Annotated in this window: 13 protein-coding genes; all 13 read right to left on the bottom strand. The window is 58.0% G+C overall.

The features are described from left to right. Positions 1 to 13 precede the first annotated feature (13 nt). The 13 genes from addA to FGQ86_RS09820 all read right to left on the bottom strand — a co-directional run bounded on the left by addA (position 14) and on the right by FGQ86_RS09820 (position 19,453). The gene (addA, locus tag FGQ86_RS09760) at positions 14 to 3,673 is read right to left on the bottom strand and encodes a helicase-exonuclease AddAB subunit AddA (protein ID WP_138303726.1); all 3,660 of its coding nucleotides are present in this window, start codon (positions 3,671 to 3,673) and stop codon (positions 14 to 16) included. Further along, positions 3,670 to 7,047, bottom strand: coding sequence for a PD-(D/E)XK nuclease family protein (locus tag FGQ86_RS09765; protein WP_138303728.1), 3,378 nt, complete (start codon positions 7,045 to 7,047; stop codon positions 3,670 to 3,672). The genes addA and FGQ86_RS09765 overlap by 4 nt, the downstream gene beginning before the upstream one ends. A gap of 1 nt (position 7,048) precedes the next feature. Then, positions 7,049 to 8,308, bottom strand: coding sequence for a GTPase HflX (gene hflX / locus FGQ86_RS09770; RefSeq protein WP_138303730.1), 1,260 nt, complete (start codon positions 8,306 to 8,308; stop codon positions 7,049 to 7,051). Between the two features lie 14 nt (positions 8,309 to 8,322). Beyond that, positions 8,323 to 8,850 (bottom strand): tetratricopeptide repeat protein, encoded by a 528-nt coding sequence (locus FGQ86_RS09775; protein WP_138303732.1) that lies wholly within the window; start codon positions 8,848 to 8,850, stop codon positions 8,323 to 8,325. A 34-nt stretch (positions 8,851 to 8,884) separates the two neighbouring features. After that, positions 8,885 to 10,747 (bottom strand): heavy metal translocating P-type ATPase, encoded by a 1,863-nt coding sequence (locus tag FGQ86_RS09780; RefSeq protein ID WP_138303734.1) that lies wholly within the window; start codon positions 10,745 to 10,747, stop codon positions 8,885 to 8,887. Between the two features lie 30 nt (positions 10,748 to 10,777). After that, entirely contained in the window at positions 10,778 to 11,137 is a 360-nt protein-coding gene (locus FGQ86_RS09785; protein ID WP_033126837.1) for a metalloregulator ArsR/SmtB family transcription factor, read from the bottom strand. Between the two features lie 122 nt (positions 11,138 to 11,259). Next, on the bottom strand, positions 11,260 to 13,551 hold the full coding sequence (locus FGQ86_RS09790; protein ID WP_138303737.1) for a heavy metal translocating P-type ATPase: 2,292 nt from the start codon (positions 13,549 to 13,551) through the stop codon (positions 11,260 to 11,262). A gap of 155 nt (positions 13,552 to 13,706) precedes the next feature. Continuing rightward, positions 13,707 to 15,143, bottom strand: coding sequence for a dihydrolipoyl dehydrogenase (lpdA, locus tag FGQ86_RS09795; RefSeq protein ID WP_138303739.1), 1,437 nt, complete (start codon positions 15,141 to 15,143; stop codon positions 13,707 to 13,709). A gap of 22 nt (positions 15,144 to 15,165) precedes the next feature. Continuing rightward, positions 15,166 to 15,834 carry a uracil-DNA glycosylase gene (locus FGQ86_RS09800; RefSeq protein WP_138303741.1) on the bottom strand — a complete coding sequence of 223 codons (669 nt, stop codon included), beginning with the start codon at positions 15,832 to 15,834 and terminating at the stop codon, positions 15,166 to 15,168. A gap of 35 nt (positions 15,835 to 15,869) precedes the next feature. Further along, positions 15,870 to 16,631, bottom strand: a complete 762-nt coding sequence (gene hisF, locus FGQ86_RS09805) for an imidazole glycerol phosphate synthase subunit HisF (RefSeq protein ID WP_138303743.1) — start codon at positions 16,629 to 16,631, stop codon at positions 15,870 to 15,872. Positions 16,632 to 16,647: 16 nt separating this feature from the next. Next, complete coding sequence (hisH, locus tag FGQ86_RS09810) at positions 16,648 to 17,253, bottom strand: imidazole glycerol phosphate synthase subunit HisH (RefSeq protein WP_138303745.1); 606 nt, start codon at positions 17,251 to 17,253, stop codon at positions 16,648 to 16,650. A 64-nt stretch (positions 17,254 to 17,317) separates the two neighbouring features. Next, on the bottom strand, positions 17,318 to 18,775 hold the full coding sequence (locus tag FGQ86_RS09815) for a HAMP domain-containing sensor histidine kinase (RefSeq protein ID WP_138303747.1): 1,458 nt from the start codon (positions 18,773 to 18,775) through the stop codon (positions 17,318 to 17,320). Next, entirely contained in the window at positions 18,776 to 19,453 is a 678-nt protein-coding gene (locus FGQ86_RS09820) for a response regulator transcription factor (RefSeq protein ID WP_138303749.1), read from the bottom strand. Between the last annotated feature and the right edge of the window lie 75 nt (positions 19,454 to 19,528).

The following is a 19,528-nucleotide window of genomic DNA, read 5'->3' on the forward strand; positions in this document are numbered from 1 at the left end:
TTTTTGCCGGTCACTATCCCGGCAGAATAATTTCTTCCTGTAAAGTGAAGGAGTAGATGATCTTCTCCCTGACCGGTCTGCCCAGAAGCTGTTCCAGGGCTTTTGCGTAGTAGTCAAGCTGGGCGTGGTACTTCTCCACAAGCTGGTCCGCGGTCTTCACCTGGTCTGTCTTGTAGTCCAGCACCACAATCCCGTCCTCCTCCTGAAACCAGGCGTCGATGATCCCCTGCACAAGGATTTTGTCCTCTTCCTTGCCGGCGCTGTCGGGGTACACCTCCGCCATGTCCACTCCAATGACAAAGGGCTGCTCCCTGAAGAGCTGTCCTCTCCTGGCCGCCTCCCGCATTCGTCCTCCACTCTCACAGCGGGTAAACTCCAGAATATCCCCGGGACGGACGCACCGGGCCATCTCCGGAGCGATGCGGCCGCTCTCCTCCATAGACCGGACCGCCTGGGACAGGCTCTCCTGGGTGTACTCTTCTGTAAAGTCCAGAAGCTCCATCACCCGGTGGTAGGCGCTTCCCCGGGAGGCGCCGGTGAGCTCCTCCTCCCCGGCCCGGAACCTGGGGATCAGAGGCACCACCTCCGGCTCCTCAAAGGGCATCTCTCCTGCGTCTCCTGGCTCTTCCAGGGACAGCTCTCTCAGATACTCCCTCTTTTTCAGCTCAGAGACCGTGAATTTCAGCTTCCGCCCCTCCAGGTCCGGATGAGGGTATCTGTAGGAAAACTGCTCCTCCAAGCTCTCCTTCATCTCCCCGTCGTACACTTTCTCTGTATCCCAGTCCTCCAGGGCCTTCTTTGTAAAGATGCCCTCTGCCTCCTCCTGCACCTGCCTTCTGACAAGCCCCTCCAGATTCAGGATCTCCACCTGCATGTGAGCCTTTCCGTCTGCCGCGGCCACAGCCGGCAGAATCCAGTCCAGATAGCTGGAGGCCCGGGACAGCTCCCCGAAAGAGAGGGGGCGTAGGGCTTCCAGCTCCTCCTCTGCGCTCGTTAAAGCCCGCAGCTCCTCCAGCCTCCCCGCCGGATCCTTCATAGTTCCCACCAGGATCAGCTTCTCCTTGGCCCGGGTCAGGGCCACGTAGAGGACACGCAGCTCCTCCCCTAAGTTCTCCAGCTTTTCCCTCCTCTGTATCACCTGCTTGTAGAAGGAGGGCGCCTTTGTGCGATACTTAAGATCCACCACATCCATGCCTACTCCCAGGGAGGCGTGGATGAGGATGTTCCCCTTTGTGTCCTGGGTGTTGAAGCCTTTTCCCATTCCGGCCGCGATCACCACAGGGAACTCCAGTCCCTTGCTCTTGTGAATACTCATGATGCGCACCGTGTCCGCGTTCTCATCGCTGACAGAAGCCTCTCCGTAGTCCACGTTGTACTTCTGCAGCTGCTCGATATAGCGGATAAAATTAAAAAGCCCCTGGTAGCTGGTACTCTCGAAGGCCATGGCCTTCTGAGCCAGCATATCCACATTGGCCCTCCTCTGCTCACCGCCGGGAAGGGCCGCCACATAGTCTCCGTATCCGGTGTCATCCAGAATCTCCCAGAGAAGCTCATGAATGGCTGTGTAGGAGGCTTTCTCCCGAAAATAATCCATCTTGTCCAGGCAGGCAGCCAGCTTCTCCCGAAGTGCCGGATCCTCCCCCTGGCTTCTGTACTGCTGCACCGCTTCACAGAAACGGCGGTCGGGACAGGCGATGCGGATCCTGGCCAGCTCCTCGTCGGTGAGCTGTCCAAACCAGGAGGAGAGGACGGCTGTCAGGGGGATATCCTGCTTTTCATTCTGCAGTACCCGGAAGTAATCCAGCAGCACGCCGATCTCCCTCGTCTCAAAATACCCTTCCTTCGTCCCCGCGCAGGCGGGGATTCCCTCCTCCAGAAGCACCTCCATGAACACGTCGCTCCACCCTTTGATGCTCCTTGTCAGGATGACAATATCCCCATAGCGCGTCGGCCGAAGCTCCCCTGTCTCCTTGTCCGTCACCAGCTGCTCCTTTAAAATCCTGCGGATGCAGTCTGCCACGGCCCTGGCCTCCAGCTTTCTGGCGGAGAGCTTCTCTCCCGCCGCCTCCTCCAGCTCCTCGTCCAGGCTGCCGTCAACGAGAAGCAGCTCCGTGTCATTGCCCCGGCTCTCCGGGTAGGAGGCGCCGGGCCAGAGGGCGGCCCTGTCGTCGTAGGTGATGCCTCCCAGCTCCGGTATCATGATCCGACGGAAAAGGGCGTTGACGCTTTCCAGGACCTCCGGACGACTGCGAAAATTCTTAAACAGATCGATCCTCTGAGTCCGACTGTCCGTGTCCTCCCCCTCATAGATCCGGTAGGTGTCAAATTTTTCCATAAAGAGCTCCGGCCTGGAGAGGCGGAACCGGTAGATGCTCTGCTTCACATCCCCCACCATGAAAATGTTGTTCCTCCCCTGCCAGGTGCGGGACACACTTGTCAGGATGGCCTCCTGGATCAGGTTGCTGTCCTGGTACTCGTCGATCATCACCTCCCGGAACTGCTCCTGGTACACCCGGGCGCAGGGGGAGGGCCGAAGCCCTTCTTCCGTCTTCTCCGTGAGGATGCGCAGGGCGTACTGCTCCATATCCGAGTAGTCGATCATGCCGCGGCTTCTCTTCTTCTCCTCAAAGCGGGCGGCAAAGGCCTCTGTCAGATCCTTAAGCTCCGCCATCATAGGAGCGCAGACTGCCAAGCCTGCGAGGAGCTCCTCCTCTGTCTGTGAAAAATACTGCCTGGCCAGGAAGTCAAACTCATCTTTCAGCTCTTTCCGAAGCTTTTTCACCCGGTCCGCCTTGTCCTTAGACACAGCCTTGTCCCTGTTAGGGGCCAGCTTTTTCCAGGCAATCTGCTCAGACGCCTGGCGGTACCGGGCGTAGGTGGCGGCCTGCCGGAACCGCTCCACGTTTTTCATGTCGCTCTCCAGCATCTCCTCATACATGTAGGGGCCATCCGGCTCCAGGCAGAGGGCCAGCGCCTGATCCTTCAGGCGGACCGCCGTCTCCATGGCGTGGTCCACCTCCTCCCGGACGAAAGCAAAGAAGGGCGTCTTCTCCAGCTCCTCGCCTGTCTGTACCTGACAGGCCCGGACGCAGTCCGCAAGCCACCCCTCCGGGTCAGGACAGCTTCTGGAAAATTCGTACAGCTTCAGGATGATCTCCTCCAGCCTTCGGTCGCTCTTTCCCGACGCATAGCTCTCCGCAAAAGCCAGAAAGCGTTCCTGTCCCTCCCCGTACTTTTCCTCCAGAAGCTCCTGCAGCACATCTCTTTCCAGCAGCTTCAGCTCCCCCTCCTCGCCGATGCGGAAGGAAGGGTCCAGCTCAATGACATGAAAATTCTCCCGGATCACAGAGAGGCAGAAGCTGTGGATAGTGGTGATGGAGGCGCTGTGGATGAGAGTGGCCTGCTGCCGCAGGTGCTCGTTAAAGGGATCCTCCTGGGCTTTCTTTTCGATGGCCCGGCGGATCCTCTCCTTCATCTCCGCGGCAGCCGCCTCCGTAAAGGTGACGATGAGGAGCTCATCCACGGAGAGCGGATCCTCCTGCCTGGTGAGCATGGTGATGATGCGCTCCACCAGCACGGCCGTCTTGCCGGAGCCCGCCGCCGCGGACACAAGAATGCTGCGGTCTCTTAAGTCAACGACACTCTGCTGTTCTTTTGTCCACTTTACGCTCATGACTGTCCCTCCTGTCTTCCTTCCTCTGTATCAGGCCCGGCGCTGTAGGCCTGGATGCGCAGCAGCGCCTCCTCCTGCCCCATGCTGCTGATGTCCCGGTAGCCGTAGCCTGGCAGGGAGCTGTCAAAGCCGCAGATATGCCGGTATCCGCAGTAATCACAGCCGGTCCGCCCCCCGTACCTGTAGGGCTCCGCTTTCGCCTCCCCGGAGGCGATGCGGTTGTGGAGCTCCCCCGCCTTTGCCCTGGCAAACGCTCCCAGCATGCGGAAGCGCTCCCCTGAAAGCGCCTTCGACCTGGCGGAGAGGGCCCCGTCCTTGTTAAAGGAAACCGGAATGGCCAGAGACTCCCCCTGTGTCCTGTGCTCCAGATGCCGGAGGGAATCCCCCTCCAGGCTCACCAGGCCGTCTGGCCGAAGCTTCTTTAGAAGCCTCTCCTCGATCTGACTCTCCTCTCCCCCAGGATCTGTGAAGGGATCCTCGATGTGGTAGTAGAACACCCCGGCAGGGACAGGCTCCCGGCCCGGATACCTCTTTCCGGTAATCTTCAGCGCCTCCTCCATGTAGACCAGAAGCTGCATCTGCAGTCCCCCGTAGACAAGGGAAAGGTCAAAGGCAGTCTGCCCGGTCTTGTAGTCCAGGATCTTGACATAGACCCGGTCATCCCCCACACAGGTGTCCACCCGGTCGATCTTGCCTGCCCCGAACTTCAGCTCATAGGCCTCCGGCTGAAAATCCCCGGCCTTCAGCTGCTCTGTCAGTGCCCACACCGTCCGCTCCATCATGTGCTCGATGCGGGTGATGAGCCAGGCGTTCCTCGAGGAGCTGTAAAGGACGGAGTTACCGTAGTCTGTCACCGCCTCCTCCACGCTCTCCTGGCAGAGCCGCTTCTGAGCCTCCCGGTCCAGGCCGGTCCACCCTCCCTGGCTGGCAGAGGCCTTCCGGGAGTACCGCTCGATAGCGCCGTGGAACACATTTCCCATGTCCACAGCCTGGAACTCAAAGGTCTCTCTCTCCTTCAGCCGCAGCCCGTAATCGAGAAAATGGGCAAAGGCGCAGGCGGAGAACTTCTCCATCCGGGAGATACTCTCCAAAGGCCGGTTCCCATACAGCCGTTCTGCCGCGGCCCGGGTGATGGCGTCCTGGGGTCTCCGGTAAAATCCCGCCTCCAGAATGGCGCCGATCCGGTCTCCCCACTCCCGGTTCCTCTTATACCAGGTGTAGAGCTCCATCCAGGCACCCCCCGCCTTCTCACTCTTCATCCGCAGGCCCTCAATGAGCTCAGACAGCCCGGTCCTCGGAGAGAGCTCCCGGTCTTTCAAGAGAATGGCATCCTCGTCGATGACTGCCAGCTCCGGGAAAAGCTTCTCCAGCTCCTGCACCAGGTAGGAGGGCCGGATGGTCTTCCCGTCAGCGGACACCCTGCTGTAGAAGACGCAGAGCTTCCGGGAGGGCTTGGTCAGGTTCAGATAGAGATAGTACTTCTGCACATAGGCCTGCTCCCGGCTTCCCGGCGTCAGGGCGATCCGCTCCTTCTCAAAGGCCTTCACATCCCGCTCGGAGAGAAGGCCTGTCCTCACCAGGGAGCCCGGCAGAAAGGTATCGTTGGCCCCCACGAAGATCAGGGCCTTCACCCCCTTCAGGCGGGTTCGCTCCATATCTCCGGCCACCACCTGGTCGATACCAGGCGGGATAACCCCCACCTTTGCCTCCGCAAGGCCTGCGTCCAGCAGATCGCAGTACTCCTGGAGGGAGACCTGCTCCTCCCCCAGAAGCTCCACAAATTTGTCAAAAAGGCCAATGACAATGCCGTAGATCTGGGCGTACTCCCGGGCCAGGGCGTTCTCGCCCCTCTCCTGAAATGCCTCCTCCTGCCTTTTCAGGGCAAGCTGCATCTGTTCCCCTGCCAGGAAATCGTAGAGGGCCTCTGTGATGTCCCGGACCGTCTTCCGTCTCTGGCGGAGCACGAAAAGGAGAGGCTCCATTTTCTCCACAAAAAGAACCCTCATGTGGTTGAGCCGGTCCAGTTTCTCAGTGTCCATGCCCTCCGTCCGGCGGATCCAGCGCTGCTGCCATTTCTTCCATCCCCGGATGCCCAGAGCCAGGCAGTAGTTCTCCAGATCGTCCAGCTCACCTCTGGAAAAGGAGGTGTAGCCAGTCCGCAGAAACCGGAACACACTGTCGCAGGTAAAGCTCTCCCTGGACATGGCAAGAAGGCTGCGGATGTACTCCACAAAGGAGTTGAGAAGAATGCTCCTCTTCTGGTCCATGAAGACCGGTATCTCATAGCGGGCAAATGCCTTTCTGAGATAATTTCCGTACACCTCCATGTCGCTGGCGATGACGCCGATCTCCCGGTACCGGTATCCCTCCTTTCTCACAAGGGACCGCACCTTTCTGGCGGCCGCCTCCGCCTCCTTATCCGGGCTGGACGCCACGTGGATCTCTACCCCCTTCTGTTCCCCCTCGAAGGAGCTGTTCCCGTACCGGAAAAGATGCCGCTCCACAAAGGCCAGGGCGGGGCTCTCCTGAAATCTGGGGGGCACCTGGGGCCGCAAAAATTTCAGTTCCTCCACCGGCACGCGGCGTTCCCGGGCAATCTCCACCAGAGAGGTGACGGTCTTCTTGCTCATGGCAAAGAGCTGATAGGGGTGATCGCAGGCGTAGGGATTTTCCCTCCCGTCGATGGTCACTGTCACCACCACATCCCGGCAGATCGTCATGAGCTCCCCCAGCAGACGGTTCTGGACCGGCGTAAACCCGGTGTAGCCGTCCAGCACCACTGTGCTCTTCCCAAGAAGGGCAGACTCCCCCGCCACCTTTGCCAGCACGTCCAGGAGCTCCTCCTTTGTGGTGTATTTTTCCTTCAAGTAATCCTGGAAGCTTCTGTAGAGAAGCTTCAAGTCCCGCAGTTTAAAAGACAGGTAGGAGTCCTCCTTCTCCCCTGCTATAACCTGAGCGAGCTGCTCCTCCCCCACGTCGTACTGCATGAACTCAGAGAGGACGGACTTCACTTCGCTGACATAACCCAGCCTGCGCATATTGCCCTTCAGCACCGTCAGCTCCCCTTCCAGATCTCCGCCGATCTTTCTCAGCACCAAGTTCTTTCCCTCGTCGTCCAGCACGGGGAATCCCCCCTTCCCCGTCTCCTCAAAGATCCGGTGAGCCAGGCGCACAAAGCTGAGGACATCGATGTTCATGATCCCCTTCGCGGGGCTCATCATCACAAGATCCTTCTGAGTCTGCATGGTAAACTGCTCCGGCACAAGGACCAGATAGGAAAGGCCGGGATTTTCCCCGGCCTCCTTTATGATCCTCTCATATAGATAATGGGACTTCCCGGAACCGGAACCCCCAAAAATAAATTTCAATGCCATATTATTTTCCTCCTGACGGATCATGGGTGAGCTTCCCGTAGACATCCACAGGCACATAGGCCCTGACATAGATTCCATCCTGGGTGTACTCTTCCTTTTCCAGCTCCCCGTATTTTCGGATGAGCTGTATTTTCCCCGCATCGCTGTAGGGGTAAATCTGCTCGATCTCCACCTTCTGCTCCCGCAGCACATCTTCCACACAGGAGAGGAGCGCATCCACGCCCTCTCCCGTTTTTGCCGAGATGAAGGCTGTCCTCTCCGCCTGAAAATCTCTGGGCGCGTACTCCCCCTCAAACCTGTCCCTTTTGTTGAAGGCCGTGATCACCGGCTTATCCGACGCCTCCAGCTCTCTCAATGTCTCATAGACCACATGCATCTGCTGGTCCATCTGGGGATTGGACGCGTCCACCACGTGGAGGAGAAGGTCCGCGTACTTCGTCTCCTCCAGGGTGCTTTTAAAGGCCTCGATGAGGTGGTGGGGCAGCTTGCGGATAAAGCCCACCGTGTCTGTCAGGAGCACCTCCTGGCCCCCCGGCAGCTTCAGATTTCTGGTGGTCGGATCCAGAGTGGCAAAGAGCTTGTCCTCCGCCAGGATGCCAGCGCCGGTGAGATAATTTAAGAGGGTGGACTTCCCTGCGTTGGTGTAGCCCACAATGGCGATCACCGGGATCCGGCTCCTGGCGCGGGATTCCCTTGTGAGCTGCCGGTGCCGCTTTACCTCCTTCAGCTCCTTTGTGAGCTGGGAGATCCGCCCCTTGATGAGGCGTCGGTCCATCTCCAGCTTCTTCTCCCCGGGCCCTCTCGTACCGATGCCCCCTCCCAGCCTGGACAGAGAGGTGCCAAGGCCGGTGAGTCTGGACTGTCTGTACCTGAGCTGAGCCAGCTCCACCTGGATCTTTCCCTCGCTGGTGGAGGCTCTGGCCGCAAAGATGTCCAGGATGAGAAGGGTCCTGTCCATGATCTTCACATCCAGCTCATCCTTCAGATTGCCGATCTGGGCCGGCGACAGCTCGTCGTCACAGATGATGCCATCGGCCTGAGTCTCCCAGATCAGCTCCTTCAGCTCCTCCGTCTTTCCTCTTCCAAGGTAGGTGGCCGGGTGCATCTGCTCCCTCTTCTGCAGGATGCGCCCCACACAGAGGGCTCCCGCGGTACAGGCCAGCTCCTCCAGCTCATCAAGGGACTGCTCCGCGTCGTCGCTGTCCGCCAGGCTTACCCCCACAAGGATAACCCGCTCTTTTTTCTCCGCTGTCTCATACATACGCGCAAGACTCCTTATCTGGTCTCAAGAAATTCTGCCTCTTTTGCCGCTTTTTCGTCATCCGGATAGTCGGCTGTGTAGTCCTCCAGTTTGGATTTGGCGCTCTCCATATCCCCGGACTGCTCGTAGGCCGCGATCTCGTTGAAGCGCATCTCCTGCATCATCTCATCGCTGACATCGTCGGCCTCCATGCCCAGCCGGAAATAGTTCAAGGCCTCCGTGGGATTGTCCAGCTGCATGGCGCAGCACCCCATGAGATTGTAGAGCTCCCCGGTCTTATCTCCCCCGTTGTCCAGCACAGACTGAAAGGCCTCCAGGGCCCCCTCGTAGTCCTTCTGCTCCCACCTTGCAAGGCCAAGGCCTCTCCAGCCCTCCGCATCCTGGCTGTCCTCGTCCACAGCCTCCTGAAATGCAGCAGCCGCCTCCTCATAATTTCCTTCCTCCAGGAGGGAAGTTCCATCCTCCAGAAGGTTGGAGCCACAGCCCGTCAGCATCAGGGCGGCCAGAAGAACCGCCGCATATTTTCCTGCCTGTCTTTTCATATTCAAGCTCCCTTCGTCTATACTCTCCCGCATGTTATACTGAATATTTCACAACTCCCGCCGCATTGATGATGGAGATGATCATAACCCCCACATCCGTAAACACAGACTCCCACATGGTGATATAGCCCGCCGCCGCAAGGAGAAGGACGACAAATTTCATAATCAGCGCAAAGTTGATATTCTGGCTCACCACCCGGACCGTCTCCCTGGCAATCCGAACCGCGTCCACCACCTTGGGCAGCTCGTCCTCCAGAAGGACAATGTCCGCCGCCTCTATGGCTGCGTCCGACCCAAGGGCGCCCATGGCGATACCCACATCCGCTCTGGCAAGCACAGGGGCGTCATTGATTCCGTCTCCCACACAGGCCACTCTCTCTGCCTCGTACTGGTACTGCATGAATTCCTCCATCTGCTCCAGCTTATCCTCCGGCATCAGCTCCGTGTAGGTGTAGTCCAGCTGCAGCTCCTTTGCCACCGCATTTCCGGCGGCACGGCTGTCTCCTGTGAGCATGACAAGAACCGCATTGTACCTCTCCCGCAGCATCTTCATGGTCCATCTGGCATTGTCCCGGATCCGGTCCTCGATGACAATATATCCGGCATACTGGTCCTCCCGGGCCACGTAGATGACCGTCCCGATGGTCTTCACCTGCTCCACCGCAAGGCCCTGCTCCTCCATCATCCGGAGATTTCCGATATGTACCCTGCTGCCGTTGTAGCTGGCGCTGATCCCATAGCCGGGCATCTCCTCCACATCCGTCACCCTCTCCGGATCGTACGTGCCGCCGTAGGCGCTCATGAGGGACTGGGCGATGGGGTGGTTGGAATAGCTCTCCACGTGAGCCGTGATCTCCAGCAGCTCCTCCTTCGTGAGCCCCTCCGGGCGCACCCGGGTCACAGTAAAGGTTCCCTCTGTCAGTGTACCCGTTTTATCAAAAACAAATGTATCTACCTTCGCCAGCATCTCCAGATAGTTGCCGCCCTTTACCACGATGCCCTGGCGGGCCGCCGAGGCGATCCCCCCCAGGAAGGCGATGGGCACGGACAGGATCAGTCCCGTTGGGCAGGCGGCGATGAGCACGATCATCCCCCGGTAGATCCAGGTCTCCCAGCCGCTCCCTGTGATAAAAAGAGGCGGACAGACCATGATAAGGAGAGCCGCCAGCACCGCCACAGGCGTGTAGATCCGGGTAAATTTTCTCACAAAGCCTTCGCTGTCCGCCTTCTGCTGCTGGGCTCCCTCCACCAGCTCCATGATCCGGGACACGGTGGAATCCTTGTAGAGCTTCTTCACCTGGGCCTCCACCACGCCGGTCATATTGATGCTGCCGCTGTAGATCCGGCTGCCGGGGCCCACACTGTCGGGCATGGCCTCGCCGGTCAGGGCCTTTGTGTCAAGGCTGGTATTTCCGTTTAGGATTACAGCGTCCACCGGCACCCGCTCGCCTGGCTTGATGATGATCACATCCCCCAGCTCCAGCTGGGAGGGCTCCACCTGCGCCTCGCCGTCCTCCTCTTTCCTTGTGGCATAGGCAGGGCGTATATCGATGAATTTCTCAATGGTTCTCTTTGTCCTGTCCACAGACACGGCCTCAAGGATACAGCCGATCTGAAACAGAAGCATGGCGGCCACAGCCTCCGCGTAGTGTCCCACTGCCAGGGCTCCCACTGTGGCGATCACCATGAGCAGATGTTCTTTCTCCAGCTTTTTCCGGGCAAGGCTGCTGCTGATACTGTAAAAGGAGTGAAACGCGACGACAAGATACACAGCAAGAAACAGGGCAAAGCGCACCTCGTTTTCCAGCATCGCCCGCCCCGACCAAATGACAGCGGCAATAAACAAAGCCGCGCCCGCCGCCAGTGTACCTGCCTGTATCTTGATTTCCTTCGCCATCGCTTCTGCCCCTCTTGTTTTCCTTAGACTTTATTCGCTGATATGCTCCATGCCCTGGCTGATAATGGTCTGGATATGGCCGTCGGCCAGCGAATAGAAGACAGTCTTTCCCTCTCTTCTGTTCTTCACCAGCTTCATCTGCTTCAGGATCCGAAGCTGATGGGAGATGGCCGACTGGCTCATACCCAGCAGCTCCGCCAGATCGCAGACGCACACTTCAGCCTGCAGAAGGGCGCAGAGGATACGGATGCGGGTGGCGTCTCCGAACACCTTGTAGAAATCCGCGAGCTCCCGGATCGTCTCCTCCCCGGGCATCCTGCCGCGCACTTCCCGGATGATATCTGTATGAGCCGCCACCACGTCGCAGCATTCTGCCTCTGTCTTTTTCATCGTCAGTCACCCTTTCTGAAGTCAGCGTTCTGCCGGACTTGTTCATATGAATATCAGTTCATCTGTTAATTATGCCAAAACAAGCCCGGCATTTCAACCTTTTCCCGGAAAATCAGGGAAACTTAATACTTTTGTAACACGGTTTTCCCGTACAGGGCCCGGATGGAGTTCAGCACGCAGAGCATGGCCACTCCCGTGTCCGCGAACACAGCCATCCACATGTTTGCCATGCCCGCGAAGCCAAGGATCATGACAAGCGCCTTCACGGCCAGTGCAAAGACCACGTTCTGCATGGCGATCCGCCCGGTTCTCCTGGCGATGGCAATGGACTCAGGAACCGCGGTCACCTGGGAGGTCATAAAGACCACATCCGCCGCCTCTATGGCCGCGTCGGCGCCGCTTCCCATGGCGGCTCCCACGTCCGCTCCGGCCAGCACAGGGGCGTCGTTGATGCCGTCTCCCACAAACATGACCGCCCCGTTCTCCCTGCGCATCTCCTGCAGATGGGTCAGCTTATCCTGTGGAAGGAGCTGGGCAAATACCCTGTCGATGCCCGCCTCACCTGCCACCGCCCGGGCGCTCTCCTGTCCGTCCCCTGTGAACATGGCGGTCACAAGGCCCTGCTTTTTCATAATGGCAATGGCTTCCTTTGCCTCCTTTTTCAGAGAGTCCGCGATAACGATACAGCCCGCCAGCTTCCCGTCAAGAGCAAGGAGCACCTCCGTGCCATACTGGCCGCTCTCGTACCGGTCCATCTTGACGTGGAACATGTCCATGAGAGCCCTGTTCCCGCAGAGGACTTCTCCCCTCTGTGTGACGGCGTGGATCCCCTTTCCGGAGATCTCCTCCACCTTTTCCAGCCGCGCCAGGGTCATGCCCTTCTCCCTGGCAGCCTCCACAATGCTGGTCCCGATGGGATGTGTGGATCCCAGCTCGCACTGGGCTGCCATCTCAAGGAGTGCGTCCATGCTCTCTCTTCCAAAGGGAATCACGCTCTGCACCTGGAATTCCCCCTTGGTGATGGTGCCGGTCTTATCCATCACAACGGCCTTTATATTTTTCAGCGCTTCGATGGCAATGCCGCCCTTAAAGAGGATGCCCTCCCTGGAGCCCGCGCCGATGCCGGAGAAAAAGGCCAGTGGCACACTCAGCACAAGGGCACAGGGGCAGCTGATGACAAGGAAGGTGATGGCCGTGTAGATCCACTCCCGCCAGTTCCCGGTTATGAGGGACGGTATGATAGCTGTGGCCACAGCCACCAGCACCACAATGGGAGTGTAGATCCTGGCGAATTTCGTGATAAACCGGTCCAGCCTGGGCTTGCTGGCGGCGGCGTTTTCCACGGAGTCCAGTATCTTGGTCACCATGGACTCGGAGAGGGGCTTCTCCACCTCCATCTGCAGCACCCCCTGCTCGTTGACACAGCCGGACATGAGCCTGGAGCCTCTGCGCACGGTCACAGGGACCGGCTCTCCCGTCACCGGGGAGGTGTCGATCCGGCTCTCCCCCTCGGTCACAATGCCGTCCAGAGGGATGCGGTCTCCCGGGCGCACAAGGAGAATGTCTCCCACCGCCGCGTCCTTTGCCGGGATCTCATGCACTTCCCCGCCTTCCAGGCGTCCCACCACCTCGGGCCGCATATCCACGGCCTCCATAATCTGGGAGCGGCTCCTCGCCACAGCCACGTCCTCAAAGAGCTCTCCCACTCTGTAGAACAGCATAACGCCTACTGCCTCCGCAAAGTCTCCGATGGCAAAGGCGGCCAGGGTAGCTACGCTCATGAGGAAGTTCTCGTCAAACACATGGCCCTTCCCCAGATTCCTGAGAGCAGTCCAGACGATCTCCCAGCCCAGCAGCACGTAGGCGATGACATAGCCCACGGAGGGCCACAGAGGCGCCGCCCCCATATGCTCTGCAATCTCCCCTGCGGCAAAAAGGGCTGCTCCCACCGCAATGATAAAGATTTCCTTTCTGTTTTCCTGGAAAATACTCTTCTTCTGCGCCTTCCCGGATGGCTGTATCTCCTCCCTGGGAGTGACTGTCACCTGCTCCTCTATGGAGGCGCAGATCTCCCGGAATTTGGGCAGAAGCTCCTCCTGGTGACTCGCCGCCACCCGGAGCTGCTTTGTGGCAAAGGTGATGGTGGCCATCTCCACGCCCGGCAGCTCCCGGATCTGTCTCTCCATCTTGGCCGCGCAGTTGGCGCATTCAAGTCCTTCCAGAATGTAGACTCTCTGTTCTACACCGGCGGATATATTGTCAAATTCCCGGCCTGTGTGGTGTATCTCCTCATGATGATGTTCATGGCCATGGCCGTGGTCATGATGGTGCTCGTGGTCGTGATGATGCTCGTGGCCGCAGTCGCAGGCCTCATGCTCGTGGTCATGCTCCAGTTCTCTTTTTTCAGCAAGCATAGCAATTCCTCCCTGCATAGGTTTGTATATGAATGATTGTTCATATGTTCATGCTTTAATATAATCACAGAACCGTACGCATGTCAATAGGTTAGCCGATAAAATTTTTCAATATAGAAAAAAGAGAGCCGAAGCTCTCTTTTTCACGCGGATCTTTATGCCCGAAAATCCTTTCTACTGTCCTCCACCGCACAGGAGATGGCCTCGTTGAAGGTGGGATGGGCCCTCATGGCATAGAGGAGCTGGGTGGAGGTCAGTCCATTGGCCAGAGCTGTGGCCATCTCCCCGATCATGTCCGTAGCCCTGGGGCACATGAGCTGGGCCCCCAGCAGTTCATCGCTGTCCGGGGCGAACAGCACCTTGATAAAGCCCTCCTCCTCACCAGAGATGATGGACTGTCCGTTCTCCCGCATCACATACCTGCCGCACCGCACCGGCACACCTTTTTTCCGGGCCTCTTCCTCCGTAAGCCCCACGGAGGCGATCTCCGGATCTGTGTAAATGCAGCTTGGGATGATAGAGACAGGAGTAAAAAGTCCTCCTGGCACCATGGAGATGATGACAGAGGGCTTTCTTCCGTTCATCCGCTCCACCACGTAAGCAGCCTGGGCAGAAGCCACATGGGCCAGCTGTATGCCGCCTGTCACATCGCCCACCGCGTAGACTCCCGGAATATTCGTCCGGAAGAAATCGTCCACGATGATGCGCCCTCTCTCCAGCTTCACAGGCACATCCCTCTCAAACAGCCCCTCTGTGGCGGGGCTGCGTCCCACGGAGACAAGCACTGCGTCCACTGTCTCTTTATTGTTCTTTCCATCACAGACAAACCGGCACACAAGACGGCCGCTGTCCCCCTCTTTTCCCTGTTCGATCCGCTCCAGGATGCTCTCCTTGCAAATGCGGATCCCTCTGCCTGTCAGAATGCGCTCCAGGGCGTCGGAAAACTCCTGATCCATATTGGGTAGAAGGCGATCTGATATTTCCACCACCGTCACCTCCGTGCCAAGGGACTGAAAGACAGTGGCCAGCTCCAGACCTATGACGCCGCCTCCCAGAATCAGCATCCGGCCGTACCTGTGGGCGTCCGCGGTAAGAAGCTCCTCGCTTGTCATGACGCCGGGCAGCTCCACGCCCGGGATGTCCGCCAGATTGGCCTTCGCCCCCGCGGCCACCAGAATATTTTTCCCCTGGCACACGGACACGCTCCCGTCTTCATCTGTCACGCGCACCATCCGGTCCCGGCAGATCACCGCACTGCCCCGGATCAGATCCACTCCAAGCCGGCAAAACTCCTCCTCCAGCTCCCCGCGCATCCGATCCGCAGCCTCATCCTTATAGCGGTAGATCTCCTGAAGATCAAAGGAAACCTCCTCGGCGTGAAGCCCAAACCTCTCGCAGCTCTTCATCTCCCTGTACAGAGTAGACGCGTGGAGAAGGGCCTTGGCCGGGATACAGCCCCGATTGACGCAGGTGCCGCCCACAGGCCCCCTGTCGATGAGAGCCACCGACATTCCCATCCCTGCCGCCTTCCTGGCCGCCACGTAGCCGCCTGGGCCCGCGCCCACGATCACAAGATCATATGTATCTCTCATAAGCTTTCCCCCTGATCAATTCCTACTCAATCTGCCAGTCAATCGGCTCCACGCCGTGCGCCTCGAGGAACGCGTTTGTCTTGCTGAAGGGCCTGCTGCCAAAGAACCCTCTGAACGCGGACAGGGGGCTGGGATGAGGCGCCTCCAGTATGAGATGCTTCGGATTGTGGAGCATGGCCTTCTTCCTCTGGGCCGGCGCTCCCCACAGGATAAACACAATAGGCCGATCCTGCTCGTCCAGGGCCTTAATAGCCGCGTCTGTAAACTCCTCCCAACCGATCCCCCTGTGGGAGTTGGCCTGGTGGGCCCGGACTGTCAGGACTGTATTGAGCATCAGCACGCCCTGCCGGGCCCATTTTTCCAGACAGCCGTGGTTCGGTATGGTGCAGCCCAGGTCATCGTGGAGCTCCTGGTAGATATTCACAAGGGAGGGCGGAATGGCCACTCCCCTCCTGACCGAGAAGCACAGACCGTGAGCCTGGCCTACATTGTGGTAGGGATCCTGCCCCAGTATGACCACCTTCACGTCCTTTAGGGGCGTCAGGTGAAAGGCGTTGAAAATATCGTCCGAGGGCGGGAAGACCTGATGGGTCGCGTACTCCTTTTTCACCGTCTCGAACAGTTGTCTGTAATAGGGCTTTTTAAACTCTCCCTGGAGAGCCTCCAGCCAGTCATTGGAAATCGCTGCCATGGTTCATTCTATCTCCTTTTTCTTTTGTGGTCACATCACAGGCGCACAGGAATCCCCTCGCCTCTGAGGTACTCCTTCACCTCCCGTATCTCCAGCTCCTTATAGTGGAATAGAGAAGCAGCCAGGGCCGCGTCCGCGCCGCCCACGGTCAGGGCTTCTTTAAAGTGCTCCAGCTTCCCGGCACCCCCGGAGGCGATAACGGGAATAGACACTGCGTCCGCCACAGCCCTTGTCAGCTCCAGGTCGTAGCCCGCCTTAGTGCCGTCGCAGTCCATGCTGGTGAGAAGGATCTCCCCGGCTCCCAGCTTCTCCACCTTTGCCGCCCACTCCAGGGCGTCGATTCCCACGTCGATCCGACCGCCGTTTTTATAGATGTTCCACCCTGTCCCGTCAGGACGCCTCTTGGCGTCAATCGCCACCACCACGCACTGGCTCCCGAACTTGTCCGCCGCCGCGCTGATGAGCTCCGGAGTCTGGATGGCGGAGGAGTTGATAGAGATCTTGTCCGCTCCCTCCCGGAGGAGCGCACGGAAATCCTCCACCGTGCGGATGCCTCCCCCCACCGTAAAGGGGATAAACACAGTCTCCGCCACCCTGCGGACCATGTCCACCACAGTGGCTCTGGCATCAGAGGATGCCGTAATATCCAGGAACACCAGCTCGTCCGCGCCTGCCTCGTCGTATGCCTTTCCAATCTCCACCGGATCTCCCGCATCTCTGAGATCCACAAAATTCACACCCTTCACTACCCTTCCGCCGTTCACGTCCAGACAGGGAATGATCCGTTTCGTATGCATCTTTATGTACCTCCGTCTATAGTTCTACAAAATTCTTCAGCATGAGAAGCCCTGTGGAGCTGCTCTTTTCGGGGTGGAACTGACAGGCAAACACGTTTTCCTTCTCCACCGAGGCGTGAATTTTGGCGCCGTACCAGGTGACTGCCTTCACGATCTCCTCCTCCTGCGCCTCCAGGTAATAGGAGTGCACGAAATACACAAAGGGCTCTTCCGGCACGCCCCTAAACAGCCGGCCGTCCCCTGAGAGCTCCAGGGTGTTCCATCCCATATGGGGTATCTTAAGGCCCTCTCCTCCGGGGATCCTGCGGATCTTTCCCTTCAGTATGCCGAGCCCCTTCGCGCCGGGGCTCTCCTCGCTCTCCTCAAAAAGGAGCTGCAGCCCCAGGCAGATGCCAAGGAAGGGCGTCCCCCTGTCCACCACCTGGCGGATCACCTCCTCCAGGCCGTACTGCCGTATCTTCTCCATGGCGTCGCCAAAGGCGCCCACCCCAGGCAGGATCACCTTGTCCGCTGCCAGGATCCGCTCCCGGTCCCTGGTGATCTCCACATCCTGCCCCAGGTAGCGCATGGCTTTCTCCACACTTTTTATATTTCCCGCATCGTAATCAATAATCGCTATCATCTGTCCTCCCGGTTCCTTTCTGTCTGTGTCACAATGTACATGCAATTTTAGTCTACCATATTTTCTATTTCACATCCAGCTCAAACCAGAATTCCACGCCGTTATCATAGTTTTTGACGCCGTATTCCTGGTGGAAGGAGTCCATGATGGCCTTCACAATGGATAGGCCGATGCCGTTGCCCCCGTACTCTCTCGTGTGGGCCTTGTCCACTTTGTAAAATTTCTCCCAGATATGGGGCACATCCTCCTCCGGTATGGGGATGCCTGTGTTGAATACAGTGACTCGTACCTTATCGCCGGAGGGAATGATCTTCACATCCACCACCCGGTCTCCGTCCAGATGGTTGAAGGCGTTGCTCACATAGTTTCTCACCACCTGCTCCGCCTTGAACTCATCTGCCCACACATAGACCGGCTCCCTCTGCCGGAACTGGACCCTTGCCTCCTTCTGCTGGACCATGATCTCCATGCTCTGTAGAACGCCCCGGATCAGCTCCGTCAGGTCAAACCTCTGGAACTCCACATCTTCATCTCCGAATTCAAGCTGATTGAGAGTCATGAGATTTTTCACCATCTGGTTCATCTTGGACGCCTCGTCCATAATAACGTCACAGTAGAACTCCCTGCTCTGCGCATCGTCGCTGACCCCCTCCTTCAGTCCTTCCGCATAGCCCTGGATGAGGGCGATGGGGGTCTTCAGCTCATGGGACACATTTCCCATGAAATCTGTGCGCATCTTCTCGATCTTTTCCTTCTGCTCGATGTCCTGCTGCAGGCGAAAATTCGCGTTCTTCAGCTCGGAGATAGTCGCCTCCAGCTTCTCGGACATGGTGTTGAAATTCTCCCCGAGGGCGCCGATCTCACCCCCGCCGCCGCTTGTGTACTTGGCGTCAAAGTCCAGGTCCGCCATCCTGGCCGACAGAACCGCCAGCTCCCGCAGAGGCTCTGTGAGCCGCCTGGAAAAATACCAGACAAACAGGATGCCTCCCGCAATGACCCCAAGTCCCACAATAATGAGGAAGCGGTAAAAAAGTACCATGGTCTCCTGGATGCTCTCCAGAGGGCTGCGGATGAAAATGTTGTAGGAGTCCCCCACTGTCCCCCACAGGGCCAGGTAGTCTACCTGCTGGGCGCTGTCCCGGAACTCCACCACCTGGTAATTGTCATTTTTCTCCATGACCTGACTGTCGATCTTGTTGAAGAGGACGCCGGCCAGCTGCATCAGCAGCATCTGGCTGTCGTGAAGATTGGAAAAGCCGGACTCATTGGAAAAATTCCACACAATATAGTAAAAATTGTACCGCTCTGCCGTGCGATTGATCTGACTGATCTCATCCTCCGTCATCTCGCCGTTCTGAGTAATCTGGTCAATCTCATTGTACAGCTCGGTAAAATTATCCTTCTTTTCCCGTATATAATAGGGCTCCAGACCGGAGCCCACCAGGAGCAGAAGGATGACCAGCATACAGACGATCAGCCCCACAAACACAGCGATCATCTGCCTGCGTATTGAATGTTTCATCTACGCCACCTCAAATTTATATCCCATGCCCCAGACAGTCTTGATGTAGTTTCCCTTGTCTCCCAGCTTACTGCGCAGCTTCTTCACATGGGTATCGATGGTCCGGGCATCGCCAAAATAATCGTAGTTCCACACATTGTTCAGGATCTTCTCCCGGGAGAGAGCCACCCCTTGGTTTTCCATAAAATATGTGAGCAACTCAAATTCCTTGTAGCTGAGCTCCACCGGCTCACCGTCCAGCTTCACGATGTGGGCCGTCTTGTCCAGCTCAATGCCGCCGGCCTCCAGCGTCTCCTGGGCCTGGGCGTCCCGGGTCCTCCTCAGGATGGCCTCCACCCTGGCCACAAGGATCTTGGGGCTGAAGGGCTTCGATATATATTCGTCCACTCCCAGGCTGAAGCCCTGGAGCTCATCTCTCTCCTCTCCCCTGGCCGTCAGCATGATGATGGGTACCTTGGAGGACTGGCGGACCTCCCGGCACACCTGCCATCCGTCCATCTTGGGCATCATGACGTCCAGGATCATGAGCGCGATGTCTCTGTTCTCATAAAATATATCCATGGCCTCCATGCCATCTCCGGCCTCAAGTACCTGAAAGCCCTCCCGCTCCAGGAAATCTCGCACCAGCTTGCGCATGCGGCTCTCGTCGTCGACCACCAGTATTTTCATCTTTTCCATCAAAGCATACCTCCTGCCGCTTACATTTTACACTATTATAGCAGTATTCTATGTTTCTTTTGTGAAATTTTTTCA

Origin of the sequence: Clostridium sp. BSD2780061688st1 H5 (genome assembly GCF_005845155.1) — a bacterium.
GTDB lineage: Bacteria > Bacillota > Clostridia > Lachnospirales > Lachnospiraceae > Claveliimonas > Claveliimonas intestinigallinarum.